15 protein-coding genes and 1 tRNA gene are annotated in these 15,232 nt (G+C 53.7%); 7 read left to right on the top strand and 9 right to left on the bottom strand.

Annotation, left to right across the window (positions count from 1 at the left end; genetic code table 11):
* The 4 genes from ACLQMU_RS11220 to ACLQMU_RS11205 form a co-directional block, all read right to left on the bottom strand.
* Positions 1 to 248: alpha/beta fold hydrolase (locus tag ACLQMU_RS11220; protein WP_443673707.1), on the bottom strand; the 248-nt coding region annotated here is incomplete at its 3' end.
* 1 nt (position 249) lies between these two features.
* Positions 250 to 603 (bottom strand): PEP/pyruvate-binding domain-containing protein, encoded by a 354-nt coding sequence (locus ACLQMU_RS11215; protein ID WP_424040495.1) that lies wholly within the window; start codon positions 601 to 603, stop codon positions 250 to 252.
* 501 nt (positions 604 to 1,104) lie between these two features.
* The gene (locus ACLQMU_RS11210) at positions 1,105 to 1,389 is read right to left on the bottom strand and encodes a hypothetical protein (protein WP_424040493.1); all 285 of its coding nucleotides are present in this window, start codon (positions 1,387 to 1,389) and stop codon (positions 1,105 to 1,107) included.
* 285 nt (positions 1,390 to 1,674) lie between these two features.
* Entirely contained in the window at positions 1,675 to 1,992 is a 318-nt protein-coding gene (locus ACLQMU_RS11205) for a winged helix-turn-helix transcriptional regulator (protein WP_424040491.1), read from the bottom strand.
* 279 nt (positions 1,993 to 2,271) lie between these two features.
* Here ACLQMU_RS11205 and ACLQMU_RS11200 point away from each other — a divergent pair, with 279 nt between their 5' ends.
* The 3 genes from ACLQMU_RS11200 to ACLQMU_RS11190 all read left to right on the top strand — a co-directional run bounded on the left by ACLQMU_RS11200 (position 2,272) and on the right by ACLQMU_RS11190 (position 5,331).
* Positions 2,272 to 3,045, top strand: a complete 774-nt coding sequence (locus ACLQMU_RS11200; protein WP_443673706.1) for a nuclear transport factor 2 family protein — start codon at positions 2,272 to 2,274, stop codon at positions 3,043 to 3,045.
* A gap of 77 nt (positions 3,046 to 3,122) precedes the next feature.
* Positions 3,123 to 4,046 (top strand): alpha/beta hydrolase, encoded by a 924-nt coding sequence (locus ACLQMU_RS11195; protein ID WP_422150114.1) that lies wholly within the window; start codon positions 3,123 to 3,125, stop codon positions 4,044 to 4,046.
* 658 nt (positions 4,047 to 4,704) lie between these two features.
* A complete protein-coding gene (locus ACLQMU_RS11190; protein WP_424040487.1) occupies positions 4,705 to 5,331 on the top strand; it encodes a serine hydrolase domain-containing protein in 627 nt (208 codons plus the stop codon).
* 105 nt (positions 5,332 to 5,436) lie between these two features.
* On the opposite strand, the gene ACLQMU_RS11185 is transcribed toward ACLQMU_RS11190, so the two are convergent.
* Together ACLQMU_RS11185 and ACLQMU_RS11180 are read right to left on the bottom strand one after the other, a co-directional pair.
* On the bottom strand, positions 5,437 to 6,627 hold the full coding sequence (locus tag ACLQMU_RS11185) for an SLC13 family permease (protein ID WP_424040485.1): 1,191 nt from the start codon (positions 6,625 to 6,627) through the stop codon (positions 5,437 to 5,439).
* Between the two features lie 387 nt (positions 6,628 to 7,014).
* Positions 7,015 to 7,695 carry a 2,5-diamino-6-(ribosylamino)-4(3H)-pyrimidinone 5'-phosphate reductase gene (locus ACLQMU_RS11180; RefSeq protein WP_424040483.1) on the bottom strand — a complete coding sequence of 227 codons (681 nt, stop codon included), beginning with the start codon at positions 7,693 to 7,695 and terminating at the stop codon, positions 7,015 to 7,017.
* Between the two features lie 185 nt (positions 7,696 to 7,880).
* Between ACLQMU_RS11180 and ACLQMU_RS11175 the strand changes: the two genes are divergently transcribed.
* Positions 7,881 to 9,659 (top strand): sensor histidine kinase, encoded by a 1,779-nt coding sequence (locus ACLQMU_RS11175; protein ID WP_424040482.1) that lies wholly within the window; start codon positions 7,881 to 7,883, stop codon positions 9,657 to 9,659.
* A 177-nt stretch (positions 9,660 to 9,836) separates the two neighbouring features.
* Here ACLQMU_RS11175 and ACLQMU_RS11170 read toward each other — a convergent pair whose 3' ends face one another.
* Together ACLQMU_RS11170 and ACLQMU_RS11165 are read right to left on the bottom strand one after the other, a co-directional pair.
* Complete coding sequence (locus tag ACLQMU_RS11170; protein WP_424040480.1) at positions 9,837 to 11,831, bottom strand: cation:proton antiporter domain-containing protein; 1,995 nt, start codon at positions 11,829 to 11,831, stop codon at positions 9,837 to 9,839.
* A gap of 205 nt (positions 11,832 to 12,036) precedes the next feature.
* Positions 12,037 to 12,110 (bottom strand) — tRNA-Phe (locus ACLQMU_RS11165).
* A gap of 106 nt (positions 12,111 to 12,216) precedes the next feature.
* Here ACLQMU_RS11165 and ACLQMU_RS11160 point away from each other — a divergent pair.
* The 3 genes from ACLQMU_RS11160 (at position 12,217) to ACLQMU_RS11150 (ending at position 14,707) form a co-directional block, all read left to right on the top strand.
* The gene (locus ACLQMU_RS11160) at positions 12,217 to 13,185 is read left to right on the top strand and encodes a DHH family phosphoesterase (RefSeq protein WP_424040478.1); all 969 of its coding nucleotides are present in this window, start codon (positions 12,217 to 12,219) and stop codon (positions 13,183 to 13,185) included.
* A gap of 189 nt (positions 13,186 to 13,374) precedes the next feature.
* Positions 13,375 to 13,872: a hypothetical protein gene (locus tag ACLQMU_RS11155; RefSeq protein WP_422149515.1), complete on the top strand. Its 498-nt coding sequence runs from the start codon at positions 13,375 to 13,377 to the stop codon at positions 13,870 to 13,872.
* A gap of 277 nt (positions 13,873 to 14,149) precedes the next feature.
* Positions 14,150 to 14,707, top strand: coding sequence for an HdeD family acid-resistance protein (locus ACLQMU_RS11150; RefSeq protein WP_422149519.1), 558 nt, complete (start codon positions 14,150 to 14,152; stop codon positions 14,705 to 14,707).
* Between the two features lie 193 nt (positions 14,708 to 14,900).
* Here the strand turns inward: ACLQMU_RS11150 and ACLQMU_RS11145 are convergent, their stop codons facing one another.
* Positions 14,901 to 15,164 (bottom strand): UPF0147 family protein, encoded by a 264-nt coding sequence (locus tag ACLQMU_RS11145; RefSeq protein ID WP_422149516.1) that lies wholly within the window; start codon positions 15,162 to 15,164, stop codon positions 14,901 to 14,903.
* Positions 15,165 to 15,232: the final 68 nt, after the last annotated feature.

Here is a 15,232-nt window from a genome sequence, read left to right as displayed (position 1 = left end):
CCGGTGGTGCGGCCAAAACCCCGCTGGTCGGGCGCCACGACATGGTACCCGGCGTCAGCCAGAATTGGGATCAGGTGTCGCCAGCCGTAAGCCAAATCCGGAAAGCCGTGCAGAAGCAGCGCGAGCGGCCGCCCGGGGATTTCGTAACCGGCCTCGAGAATATGGACATCGAGGCCGTTGACCCCATGGATCATGCGCGAGCGGACCCCCTTGGGAAGCGTTCCCTCGCCATATGTTGATGTGGTCAAATCAGTTCCTCCTATTGGGTTTGCGCGGGCCGGTCGAAGTGAAGCTGCAACCAGGCTGGCCGCGCCCATCGAGCGCATAGGTTAACCCGATGATAAACGCATGGCAAAGGACATCTGTGCGGTAACGGGGGAGCGCATCCGAAAGCTGGGTCTGCACCTGTTCCATCAGTCCCTGCGGGAATTTCTTCTCTGGATCGTTTACTACGGCAAGACAGGCTTCCGTGGTGATGACAAACCCGGGAGGCACCCGGAGGCCAATCTGTGTCATCTCGCAGAGGTTTGCATCCTTACCTCCCATAAGGTTCTTGTCTTTCCCGTTGCCTTCGCTGAAGGCATACACCCATTTCATGCTCATGTTTTCCCCCGGTCAGGCACCTCTGCCGCTGCCGTATATCCGGATCGCACCGGAGCTGCCCGTATGTGTGCATATGAACGGAGGTGTGGATAATAATGTTTGCATGGTACCCATATGTACGAAATATCCCGGGATCTATGCTGATAGCAGACGGGAAACCCAGGAAAAAATACATTGGTCCTGAAATCCTCGAAAGCAAATCGGTGACCGGATTCGTCTTGCCGTTGTTTGAAACGCTGCATCGCTCTAAAAAATGATCCGCCATACAGTGCCTGCTCGTGATAGTATTGCCCCCTGTTTTTTGTATTGGATATCTGTCAGGAATGAACGTGAAGCTGGATCGGTCGCAAACAATTCCCCCTAACGGGAATGAGGGGGGCCCATCAAGTGCCCTTATAACCGGGGGCTCGAATGGAATACTCCTGCGGCCGGGTTTATTATTCGGAATCGGCCTGCAATTTGTACCGACAAGCCAGGTCAGGATATCCTGGCCATTATCACTCACGGGCAGTGGCAGAGGCCATTATCCGGCGTGGGTGTGGGAGAGACCGTTACCGGTCCCACAGGTTCCATCGGGCAATTGCAGATAATAGCCGGCGGGGGAATTGCATGAACTGTGGTAACATTATCGGCAACCGGGGTTTCCGTTGTCTGGACGGGCGGGGTTACCGGAGGATTAGTCGACGGGTCAGGCGGCAGTGCCTTTTGGTTACCTTGTGACGAGCCGGTACTCATGCAGGCGCTGGTGAGAAGGCAGAGGATTATCATGGCGGCTGACAGTAACATGATTATCATCTTTTTCTGGACATGCATATCCATGGATAGGTAAATCAGGGTTCTGTAAAGTCTGCGGGTGGTGACATATTTTCCTCGACGAAGACTTAAAACAACCACCCGAAGACTTGACAGAGCCGGAAAAAGCTCAGGAAATCCCCTATTTTTATTATGATTACCCGAAAAAATATGTTTGAAGAAAACAGATATTGAAAAATTGACGGTTAATTTATATTTTTTGCCGAGATAAACAATCAGAGCTCAACCGCGAACTTATCAGAACGATTCTGGCAGAGACTACCGTTGTGTTTTGCCGTACCATTTTTGGTGCCATTCAGCCATTGCTTTTAGTACAGGAACTAAGTCCATTCCTTTCTCAGTGAGTGAATATTTGGAGAATGGTGGTGAAGCATGTTCTATTTCTTTCTTAACGATTCCATGCTCTGCAAGCTTAACCAATTCGGCTGATAACGTTCTTGAACTGATCGGTTTTAATGCTTCCATTAACTGATTAAATCTGAGGGGGCCTTCTCCGAATGCAAGGGTGCCAAGTAAATGGATACTCCATTTGTCCCCAAAAATAGAAACCATGCGGTCAGCTATTGCGCGTGTCAAACTAATTCCTTCTTAGTTTCTTTGTCTGTACCACAATTTCTATTCAAGGTTTCGCTTTATGGTAACTCTATTAGTCAGCTATAATCTTACTGAGTAAAGCACCCCCTGACTAGTTAAAATTTAGTTGCCAAAGCGAGACACGATATAAAATCAGTGAACACGTAATTCGCAGATTCGCTGTAGTCGTTTGGCTTTACCATTGCAGTTACTTACTTTACTTAGGATTATGTAACGATTAAATATTTTTTTGACAAGACAGTGTGTCAATGAGGAGATTTTATGAGTTTATTTGTTAATGAAATAGAAAAGGCCATGACCGTGTCTGAAGGAATCGGAAACAGAGATCCGGCCTTGGCGACCAAATACATCAATCGTCAGAACTTCAAAAATCATAACCTCATGGCTTATGATGGAGTGCAGGGAGTTGAAGGATTTATCAGCCACCTTCCTCATGAGAAAAGTCCCCTGAAGGTCGTCCGCGCTTTCCAGGATGGACCCTATGTCTTTACCCAATCTGAAGGGGACTTGTTCGGGAAGAAGGTCTTTTTCGACATCTATAGATTCGAGAACGGCCAAATCGTCGAGCACTGGGACAATCAAACTGATTCGACACCCCCGAACCAGAGCGGACATACTCCGACCGATGGCCCAACCGAAGCGACAGACCTCAAAGACACCGAGAAAAACAAGGCACTGATCAAAGAGTTCTACGAGGCTATCTTCCTTAAGGGTCAGTCTGACAAGATGCCTCAGTATTTCGATGGCGATAAGTACATTCGACACGACGCCAGGGGCGGTGATGGGCTTTCGATATTGACCGCAATGATGCAGCAGTTGGCGAAACAAGGGATGGACATGAATGTCGATAAGATTGCCATGATCCTCGGACAGGGTAACTTCGTTCTTGTCGTCGCTGGTGGCTCTATTTCCGGCAAACCCGTCGCCTACTACGATCTTTTCAGAGTAGAAAACAGCAAAATCGCCGAGCATTGGGATGTTATCGAGAATATTCCCCCTCTGGATCAGTGGAATAATCAAAATGGCAAATTCTAGTATGGCCTCGTACTTTTGCTGACAGAGGCCCTGCGGGAGAGAAAAGGTGATTTCAGTTGAGTACCCAAAACCCACCAATGAATGATGAGCAAAGCACACGATTGATTCAAGAGGTCGCGAATGGCTTCAGGCTGCAACCCCGGGCACCGATTCTTGGGACACCTACCGATGAGAATCTTGAATACGAAAACGTGACATTCCCCTCAGAGGACGGTGTGCCATTGGAAGCCTGGTTCATTCCTCGAAACGGCTCTGATAAGCTCATCATCGTAAATCACCCGCGATACTTCAACCGGTACGGATTTCCGTCGCATATCGAACCCTGGAGATCAATGTTCGCAGCGGGAGGCAATGATTTTGAGGTCAATCTCATTCCTGACTATAGGATTCTGTATGAGGCGGGTTATAACGTCTTAACGTACGATCTCAGGAATTTTGGTCACAGCGGCGATGGTAACGGGAGTCTATGCACCGGTGGAATATTTGAATCGCGCGATGTCGTTGGCTCCATTCTTTACGCGAGAACACGACACGACCTCAAAGGTATGACTATCGGCCTCTTCAGTCGCTGCCTTGGGTGTAACGCCACAATTCACGCTGTGGCCCGCAGGCCCGAGGTCTTCACCGGAGCAAGGTGTTTAGTTGGCGCACAGCCCGTCTCTTCACGGGTTATTCTGGAGAGGATTCTTGAACTTGCTGGCGTTCCATCCTCACGGTTCGGAGATCTCGATCGAGCGGTCAGGCTGGTTACAAGCTTCAGGTTGAACGAGATGTCGCCAACCAACGCCGCGAAGAAAGTCACCGTTCCTACATTCCTGTATCAGGTACACGATGATGTTCTGACACGACCAAGCGATGTGCAAACGATGTTTGATAACATACCGATCAAAGACAAAGACCTGTTCTGGATTATGGGAACAACCAGACGTTGGGATGGTTACACATATTTTTCAAAGAATCCGATCAAAATGCTTGCGTGGTTTGAGAAATATATGAGTTGAAAATACAAGGATTATCATCTTGAAAAAATCTTCTCCATGGAGGGGCTAGCAGTCGATCACTGATCTTTTACCTCAGCAAAAAATGCAAAACAACCGCCAACTTATCAGAATCCTGATTTCTAATAATATCCTATTTTATTCAGGGGGCTAGGGATCATTCTGTAAATTGCACTGCCCGGGCGATCCGACGAGTTATTCTTTTTATGTAAATAAAAGGAAAAAGGAATCTCAATCGATGATCCCTCCCCGTGACTGGCACGCTTCTCATGTTTCCGGAAATACCGGCAAATCATGGCAAGTTTGTTCAACGATAAAATTTATGACCGCGGAAATATGGCAGAGACGGTCTTCTCGGTATTAAAAGATTGTTCGGTGAGACTCTTCACTCTCGTTCTCACCGGCAATTGGTGAAAGAGATCAAAATGAAATGTATCATTTTCTCTCTCGATCGTTTATTGAAAAACCAACTGGTGTTCATTGTCCTTTGAGGGTTTTCACAGAACCGAATAATGGTCAAAATGAGTGATAACGAATTTAAATCGATTGTTTTTTCCCATAACAACTTAGACCCTGTTTCAATTAACATGAGATGCGATAAAATTCAAAATATTTAAGAATTTAAAAAAAAAATATTTCTTATAATCTGGGGAAAATTTTGATGGTGAACATCCCAAAACACCTTTTCTGGTTAGTAATCTTTCTCATCCTTCTCACCATGCTCATCGTTGACAACGCCTCGGGTGTCCCGTACGAGGATTACGTGACCCGCACCATTCTTATCCCTGCCGGCCTGAACGATACCTTCTTCGAGCATACCAACCATATCCCCGGCCCGCACATGAGCGCCACCATGCCCGGGGAAAATGGCACGTACATGGATTTCACGGATCTCTACGTGCTCTTCGATCGCGGGGCAGGGGACCTGGTCAGCACCACGGCCGATCTCAATAAATTCCACCGTGCGCTGCGCGAAGGGAGACTGATCAGCAACGCCTCGCTCGCAGACATGGAAAAACCCACGCCGCAGTCCCGGGGGGCCGGCTATGGCCTGGGGTATGCCACCGCGTTCAATGCAGCTTCGAACATGACCGTACAGGGCCATACCGGGGGATATCCCGGATCGTATACCTTCTGGTACTACCTCCCGGAGAAGGACACGTACCTGACCTACAACCTGAACTCTGCCGGATCCTCCCTTGAAAACCTCAGGACTATCCAGACAGAGATCCTCACCTGCCTGAAGAACGGGACGGCCACAGAGCCGCAGCCGGCACCTGCGGAATAATCTCCCGGGTTCTGTTTCGCGGGACGCTTAAACAGTCAGCATTAACGGGGCACGACGACATCGTTTCCATTACGTCCCGTTAACGAAAAAACAGCACCCATTTCCCTACACCACTCCCAGAAACACCGCGTAGATCCCGATCTGGATTAACGTCACCGGCACGCCAACTTTTACAAACTCTATAAACGTAAGCGTCTCCCCCCGGCTCTCGGCCTGCTGGATGATGATCACGTTGCTTGCCGCACCGAGGATCGTGAGGTTGCCCGCAATCGTACTCCCGGCAGCAAGCGCCATGAGCCGGGCGGTCGTGCCCCCGGCCTGCATGATGAGCGGCTGGAACAGCGCGACAAAGGGCACGTTCGAGATGAACTGGCTGGTGACGACGCTGGTCGCAAGGATTGCCGGGACGGTCGTTACCCCGGCGACTCCGGCAAGCGACTGGAAAAACCCGGTCTCCCAGACTGCGGCCATCAGGACAAACATCGCGGCAAAAAAGACGAGCGTGCACCAGTCGATGGCTTTGAGCACCGTAACCCTCTGGCCCGAGAAGACGAGGATCGGGAGGGCGGCGGCAAGGCCAATCAGCGGCAGGGGGATTGCGATTACGCCGTTCAGGACCGATGCGGCGATATTTGTTATCGCAAGGCCAACGAGGATCGCAAGCGAACACTGGACGATCCGGGTGAGCGAAGGGTTAGGCAGGGTTTCCGGGCCGGTGTCGCCGGCGGCAACGGGGGTGGCCAAATCCTTCCGGTAAAAGAGGAAGAGCACCAGCCATACGGCGGCAAGGCTCGCGATGGTCGGAAGAAGCAGCCACGCGGAAAACGTGACAAACGGTGCGGTCATCCCGCTGTTCACGGCGACGAGCAGGTTCTGGGGGTTCCCGATCGGGCTTGCCACGCTCCCGGTCGTGATCGCAAACGCGAGCGCAAAGAGCAGCATCTTTTTCGGGAGACTGCACCGTGCGGCAAGCCCGAGCACGAGCGGCGTCCCGATGATCGCGAGCGTATCGTTCATGAGCAGCGCGGAGAGAATCCCGAACCCGAAGATTACGAGAACGAGGAGCTGATGCGGGGTTTTGGCGTGCCGGAAGAGCCGGCGGGCGAGCACGTCAAGGTACCCGCTCCGCGAGAGCGCCTCCCCCACGACAAACATGCAGAAGAGAAAAACCATCACATCGGTATTGATCGCAGCGAGGGCGTCGGCAGGAGCGATCTGGCCGGTGAGAAGGACTGCGACCGCTCCGCCGAGCATGACCTGCCAGATCCGCAGCGTGAACCCGCCCACCTGCCGCACGGCGATCAGGAGAAAGACCGCGGCAAGGATGATGATTGCGATATACGTAAAAGATTATTTTGAATGCAGGCTGATGAGCCTTGGCACCGGATTTGAAAGGAACATTCCATTGAGGGAAAAAGTGCGCTCTTGAGAAATCCCTTCTTTCATAATGCCCCCCCTTACACCAACCCTGCCCCCAAAGGGGGGGCGTATGCGATACCCTCGGTATTACCTATACCGGGAGCAGAGCTGTGTACAGGTAATACCGCACTATCGCGAAGCGGGGGATGCCACAGCGGCGGGGGAGGAGGCATAAAATGCCGTGGTCCCGAAGAAGCGTTAATCCACGAGCTCAATAATTTCTCCAGAACAAAAAAATAAAAAAAAATGCTCCCGGCCGGGGGATTACTGCGGTTTCACGGTCCAGTGGAGGAGAACCCCGTCATCCACCCGGCTCACGTCCGCGAGCACGAGCCGGGTAAACTCGGCTTCCCGTATCCAGCCCGGGCCGTCAGCAGGTGTCGGTGCATCCTTCCCGCCAATGATAATGTCGCCGACAAATGTAAAGATCTCGTCGACGAGACCGGCCCGGATCAACCCGGCAATCAGCGTCCCCCCGCCTTCCACCATGAGGCGCCGGATGCCCATCGCCCCGAGTTCATCGAGCACACGGCCGAGATCTACCTCTGTCTCACCGGCAACAATGACCGTCGCCATTGCCCCGAGTGCCCTGACCCGGTCCGGGTCCGCACGCCCGGAAACGGCCACCACACGAACACCCTCTCCTTTCCTGAGTACCGCTGCATCCAGGGGAATCCGCGCCCTGCTGTCGATAACGACCCTCGCCGGATGCTCCGGTTTTCCGCTGCGCTGCCGTTCGCGTTTGTAGTCCGGGTTTTTTACGGTGAGTGAAGGATCGTCGGCAAGCACCGTCCCGATCCCGACCATCACCGCGTCGCAGTCAGCCTTGAGCCGGTCAGCGCGGGAGAAATCATCAGCACCGGAGATCTTTACCTGCCGGCGTTCCCGTGTCGACAGTTTCCCGTCAGCACTCATCGCCACATTGACAACAACCGAGGGGCGCATATGAATACTATTCTTGTTGCGGTAATTTTTATACCCCTCCTTAAGCCACAGACTTCCCGCAAAAGAATCTTGCGTCGGGCATTTGCCGGCGTCCGCTGGGGGATGTCGGGCCAGACCCGTAAATTGCCCCCGGATTTCAAGGGGGAACGCATATATAACAACAAAAGTAAAACGCCTGAATGACAATGGCTCATACTTCTCCGCAGCACCGGCGGTTCACTTTTAACCGGGACGATCTGCTGCGCGGCAGTGTGATTGCGCTGCTTGTCGTTCTCTGTATCCTGACCACGATCCTTGCGTTCGCCCTGCAGATCGATATTCTCATCACCCAGATCTTCTTTATCCCCATCATCTATGCGGTGTATGCGTTCCCCAGGCGCGGGATCATTGTTTCTGCCATCTGTGCATGTGCGTACGAGATTACCGGGTACCTATACCTTTATCCTGATCCCGTGGAGCTCGTTTCCGTTACCATTCAGGCAGTACTCTTCGTGGGTATTGCCGGCATTATCGCGTATCTGATCGAACGCCTCCATTCCCGTGAAATGCAGTACCGTACGGTCTTTGAGTATTCCCAGCTGGGTATTGTTGTCTTCGATGAGCACACAGAAGCCATACAGCACTGTAACCGGAAATTTGCCGATATGCTCCATTTTACCGGGAAAGAGCTGCAGGCCATGACGTTTCCGGCGCTTCTCTTTATCCCGGCAGAACTGGATCGGTTCCGGGAGAGGATGAACCGGAACACGGAGATCGAGGATTTTGAGACCCGGCTTAAAACAAAGACTGGTACAGCCTGCTGGGTGAACCTGTCGTGGAGCCGGATGGATGACAACACTATCAACTGCACGGCGGTCAATATCAATGCCCGCAAACTTGCCGAAAATGCGTTCAACGACAATATGATAAAATACCGCCAGCTTACCGAGAATTCGCCGATCGGTATCCTGATAGTCGAGAACGGGTCTATCCGGTACGCCAATCCTGCATTCGGCCGCTTCCTGGGCGTCCCGGCTGTCGGGCTCCTTGGCAAACATCTCTGCGCATTTGCCGATGACCATGACCGGATTACCTGCCACGACCGGTTAAATACAGGGGAAAAGCAGACCCCGTTCTCCCCAGGCCGTGGATTTGGGTTCCGGACCGTATCGGGAGAACTCCGTACTGCCGAGATCACTACCACGCCCATCCGGCACTCCGGGAAACCGGCTCTCCTTGTCAACGTGATCGATACTACGGAAAATCAGCGGCTTGAGGACAGGATCGAGCGCAATAATGAACGTCGCCAGGGTATCATGATGACCATCGCCCACGAGCTCAGGACGCCCCTCCAGCCCATCATGGGGTACCTCAATCTTCTTCTCGAGGAACCAGAAGAGGCCGGGTTGACCGAAGAGACCAGAAAAATCCTGGAGCGCTGCCTTGCGAGTGCGGATCGCGAACGCCAGATCATCAACAGTATGCTTGACTTCTCGGTTCTTGAATCCGGGAAAGTCCAGCTCTCCTGCACCCGTTTTTTCCTGGCAGAACTTGTACAGAGCGTGATCGATACCAACGGGTACTCTGAGCTGGCGGAGATTACGGTGAGTATTCCCCCGGCAACCAGCGTTACGGCAGATATGACACGGATTTTTATCGTCATGGACTCAGTCCTCTCGAATGCCATCCGGTATACCAATCCGCCGCGTACCATTGTTATTGACTATCATTCTGAGGACGCCGACCCGTTCCATCATATCTCTGTTTCCGATAACGGGATCGGGATTCCCGATCATGCAAAAAGCTCGATCTTCGAACCTTTCCAGCTTGCAGATGCGGCCCAGCTGTCCCGGAAGTTCGGCCGGCTCGGGCTTTCTCTTGCCATCGCAAAAAAGATCATGGAGATTCATGGAGGAGACATCACCGTCCAGAGCACGCCGGGTGTCGGGAGCACCTTTACCCTGCATCTCCCCAAAACATCTTAAAACCGGGTAAGCATCAGCCGCCTTATGCAGGATAGTCCGTGCGGACACTTGCCCCGTTGGCGTCGTTTCGGCAAAACCCGGCCGGTCCCCGTCCCGGTGCCAGGGACAGGCTCCCCGGATCCCAAAAATAAGATGCAGCCGGCCAGGGTATGCCAGTTCTTTCCTGTGCCGGTGGTATTACTTCCCCGCAGAGAAGAGCGGGATAATTTTTCCTGCTTTCTCATCGGTGATAAAGAAGACCAGCGTATCCCCTTCTTCGAGGCGCAGGGCTGGATCCGGCTGGGTAAACCGCATCGACCCCCGGCGGAACCCGAATTCCCGGATGCCGAAACGGTCTTTCAGGTCCAGTTCAGCGATGGTCTTTCCTTCTGCAGGAGACCCGGCTTCCACCCGGACCGTGTGGATATGCGTTGCCTTGAAAAGCGTCTCGAAATTCTGTATTTTCTGGTGCTGGTTCGGGTCGGTGCACCGGGTAAAGAGGGCGGTCCCGAGGCGTTTTGTCCGTTCGATGATCCTCGCGACCTCCTCGTCCGGGATCTCGTAGCGTTTTAAGGCGCGGGTGAAGATCTCGAGAGCCGATTCAAATTCTTCGGATATGACCTCGTCTGCACCGAGGTCGAGAAGGTTTTGTGCATTCCTGACGTGCCGCGTCCGCGCAAGGATATGCACGCCGGGAGAGAGCTGCCGTGCCGCATGGATGATTCGGGGGATGGCCTCCTCTTCGGAAACCGCCACTACAAGCGTCCGCGCCTGCCGGATGCCTGCATGTTCCAGCACTTCCTCCTGCACTGCGTCCCCGAAGATGAAGTTGGGCCGGTACTGGGACCGCTCCTGCCGGATGATCTCGGGGTTGAGTTCGATGACCATATACGGGATGCCGGCGAGCGTTGCCGCCCGGGCCACGCTTTTCCCGGTGATGCCGTATCCTGCGATGACGATATGATTGGAGAGCCCCTCTTCGTGTGCAATCTCCTCCGGGGAACCTGTTTTCCCCCGTGTCATTCTCGCCGGGAAGAGCTGGTAGAGCAGGTCGACAACCCCCGGGGATGCGCGCATGGCAAACGGGGCAAATGCCATCGTGACAATCGCCCCGGCAAGGAAGAGCTGGTAGGCACCCGTCTGTATGACCCCGGCATCGAGGCCGCTTTTTGCGAGCACAAACGAGAATTCCCCGATCTGGGCGAGCGCCAGGCCGCAAAAGACGCAGACCCGTGTCTGCATCCCGAGGACCGCTGCGGAGAAGGCGCCGGTCAGGATCTTGACGCAGAAAATAAGCAGGATGATCAGGGCAACATAGCCAAAATTATCAAGAACCGTACCGGTGTTCAGGAGCATCCCGATCGAGAGGAAGAAAATGGCCGCAAAGACATCGCGGAACGGGATGATATGGCCCAGCGCATCGATGTTGTAATCAGACTCCCCGATAATCAGGCCGCCGATGAACGCACCCAGCGTAAACGACAGCCCGGCTTCGCTCGTAAGCCAGGCGATGATGACGCAGATGCCGGCGATCGTAAAGAGGAAGAGCTCGCGGCTCCGCTCCTTTGCCACCTTAAAAAGCAGCCGCGGGATGACCCAGTACCCCAGAACGATGATCACAAGGATGATCAGGGCAATTTTTGTTATCTGGAAAGGCAGGGTGAAGAGATCCAGGGTATCCTGGTTTCCGGCAAGGATCGGCAGCACGAGCATCATCGGAATGATGGCAAGGTCCTGGAAGATCAGGATCCCCAGAAGCGTCCTGCCCTGGATGGTATCGACCTCTCCTTTCTCCTGGAGGATCTTCATCACGATGGCCGTGCTGGAGAGGGAGACGATGAAGCCGAAGATCAGGGCCTCGTTAAACGGCATCTGGAATGCGAGGGAAACCAAGGTAATTGCGACGACTGTTGTGCTGACCTGGACAAGACCGCCGATAATGACCGCACGCCAGGAACGGAGGAATGACTGGAACGAGAATTCAAGGCCGATGGTAAAGAGCAACAGGACGATGCCGATCTCGCCGATAGTACCTATGAGGGACTGGTCGGTGATCAGACCAAAGCCGAACGGCCCGGCGAGTATCCCTATCACAAGGAAACTCACGATGCTGGGCAGCCTGAACCGCTGACCGATATACAAAAGGATGATGGACAGGATGAGGACACAGACAGCGGCAAGTATGAAGTCCATGAAAAGCACTCCCGGCTGGTGAACGCAAGTACACAGGTACCGACGTAAGGATAATTATAGGTTCCGCGGGGAATGACAACTGACGGCTGGCTCCATCCCGATGGTCAGCCGGATGCACGAGTACCTGCCAGAGGGGGCGCACCTCAGCATAATCGCAATTCAAACGTAAACATGCCAGGAAAGGGTGGGGAAATGAAATTTTTAGTGCCCCAGCCCGGATTTGAACCGGGGACAACCAGATCTTCAGTCTGGCGCTCTCCCAGTCTGAGCTACTAGGGCAGGAGTACAAATGTTGTCACTGGTGATTAATAAATGATACGCCCGGTGATGTGGTATGACTCCCTGACCTCTCCTATTTATGCCCCGCCATGCCAGTATTAACCGGATGCCACAATCCCCCCGGTTCGAGGATGACGCCGGGCTTGCCCGTGCCGTTGCTTCGCGCACTGCCCATGTCGTTCACCTGACCCATAACGATCTCGACGCGGTCGGAGCAGACGCGATCCACCGGATGAGGTTTGGCAAAGACGGCGTGTTTACGGTCTGGAGCTCGGTGGGAAAATTCGCCGGACTCTTCTCCCTTATCGCGTCCTGCCCCGGAAAAGGCGACCTGCTCTCGATATCGGATCTCGGCTGCCAGCGGGGGGACATGGCGGTCATTGCAGGAAAGGCGCGGTCGAACGGCTGGGTGATCGAATGGCGGGATCATCACCGCTGGCGCGATGAGGAGATCGCAGGAATCAAAAAGGAAGTCACCCTCCTCCATATCGATACGGAGGTCTGCGCGACCGGGATCGTCGCACGAGATCTCGCGCCGGAGAACCCGGTGGCGACCGAGGTTGCCCGGGTGGTCTGCGATTACGACCTCTGGAAACACGCCGATCCCCGCTCTGCTGTTCTCGGGCAGGTGCTCCAGAGAAAGAAAAACCGGGAGCATGTCCGCGACTGCCTCGTTGAGGGGATCTTCTCCGATACGCTTATCGAGACAGAGTATGCGGAGATAAAGGCCGAGATGGATGCCGCAATGGAGCGGAGCCTGCGGCATACGACGTTCCTTGGGAAGAAATACCGGATCGCATTTGCCCCTCTCTATGGGTACCCGAGCGAAACGGCGCATTTCATCCGGGGCAGGAAGAATACTGATATCGAGGTGATCATCGGTAAAGACGGGAAGTTCTCGCTCCGGTCGGTGCCTCCGATCAGCCACCTGATCGCGCGGGAATTTGGCGGTGGAGGGCACCCGAATGCGGCGGGAGGAAGTTTTTCCTTTACCGTGGTCGAGCGTTTTACCTGGTGGCTCTTTAAGAAAAGCCGGCACTTTGACGAGCTGGTGAAGATCGCTGAATCGGTCTGAACCCGATTCTCCTCCAGAGCGAATATCCCGGGTACCAAGTGATCCTTTTCCGGCGCCCATGGCCGTTCCACGGCCGACTGCCTGCCTCATCAGTCAGAACGATGCTCCCGCCGGCGGGGACAGGCCCCCGGTATGATATGGCAGGCAACAACCCTTTATATCTAAAAATGTAATCTAAACTTGACACACATGAAGCTCAGCTATCTCCTCATAGGGTGTATCCTCATTGTTTTCTTAGCGGTCATGCCTGCCCAGGCGTTCACCGCAAAGACGCTCACCGTCACCCTGAACGGGAACGGCGATGCACAGGCCGATATGCAGTACGATCTTACGTTTGTCGAACAGGCAGCGATCTTTTTCCATGCAGCCAACCCCGCGTCCCTGCTCCAGACTGCCCTGCAGGAAAACCTCAACCGGCCGGTCACGGTTGTCAGCGCCGGCACATCTTCAGCGGACGTAATCATACCCTCCTTTGCCACCGTTGTGCAGTCCGGTGGTGCGACAACGATGAACACCCCGGCCTTCTCGTTTGCCGATGCCCAGAATGGACTTAAGGGCCAGTGGTATGCCTCGCTTATCACCGCAGATTTTGCCCCACAGACAACCACCATCACCTTCCCGGATGGCTACCAGGCCACATTCAATGACCAGATAAGCATCCCCTCCATTTCCCATACCCTTTCATAAGCCCGGTTTTCCCGCATATTCAGGCGGGTCCGGGAAAATACCGTAATTATTTATTTTTCCGGCACGTGGCCGGTCTTTTGGTACCACACGGGCACAAAGAAGTGCCTGCCGGTCGCCCGCAAAAGACCGGCCGGTACAGGGAACAATTGTTTTTCCGGGATCATCCCCACACGGATTATCCGGAACTTTCAATCCGCCCTTCGTTTCCCACCGACCGCTCCGGCCACTATATAAAAATATTTATCAGGGCATATTGACGAACGTATCATTGTTGCCTATGGCTACGAACGTAATACCTGTTGAAAATGTCACCGGCTTCAAGTGGGGATCGCTTGTCCTCCTCGGTGTACTCTCGGTGATATTCGGACTCCTTGTCATACTCTTCCCGACCATATCCGCGACGGTGCTGGTTGAACTCCTCGGGATTCTGATCCTCGTGCTTTCCTTTGCCGCGGTCATGCTTTCTGCACTCTCACCGGGCGGGTGGAAGGATTCGCTGCTTCTTGCCGTGCTCGGTATTATCGGTTTCTTCTTTGGGATCGCCACGATCATCCATCCCATCGTCATGGGCCTGGTAATCTTTTTTGTCGCTGGTATTGCCCTTTTCCTGGGGGGTCTCATCGGGCTCGTGCTCGCTGTCGGCGAACCCCATATGGTACACCGCGGCCTCTTTGCGCTGCAGGGAATCCTCGCAATCATCATCGGGCTTTTAATCTGTATTGTCCCGATACTTGGTGTTGCGCTGATGGTTCTCTGGGTCGGCGCGATCCTGGTTATTTACGGCATCGTCGGGATCGCTCTGGGGTACTGCATCCGCTCCCTGGAGAAAGCCTAATCCCGGCAAATCATTCCTTTTTTATTCCGCAAAAAAGCGGAACATCCCGTGCTGCAGCCTCGCAGGAATGCGGATACAGGGGGAAGCTCATACCCTGTCAGATACTGGTAAACGACGGGGCTCGCTTCTGGCAAAAAATATGAGCGCCTGAACAAAAGGGTTTAAAATATCGGGTTAACTAACTCCGGCCGGCCTAGTCCAGCGGAATAGTCTCAAGCTGGGAGACCAGCTCCCAGATCCGTGTCCGTGCATGGATGGGCATGTTGGGATCGTTGGAGATTTCATCAATTTTTGAGATTGCTTCCGCAGCGCGCAGCCCCATGGCCTTGCTGTTGTTCGTGAGCAGCGTCCGGGTCTCATCAGCAACGCGCCGGATATTTCGGGGGATAGTGCTGTCTTCCTGGATGTGCTGCAGCATCAGGATACAGTTTTCCATTGTTTTTTCGGGATTTGGCATGGTATCACCTACCGCGTACCTGTAGTTAATACGTAGAACTCGCATATATAGTTTGAATATTAACCAGA

It is taken from the genome of Methanoregula sp. (genome assembly GCF_052325125.1).
Classification (GTDB): Archaea; Halobacteriota; Methanomicrobia; order Methanomicrobiales; family Methanospirillaceae; genus Methanoregula.
Note: the sequence above shows the minus strand (reverse complement) of the source record. Positions and strands in the feature narration are given on the sequence as shown.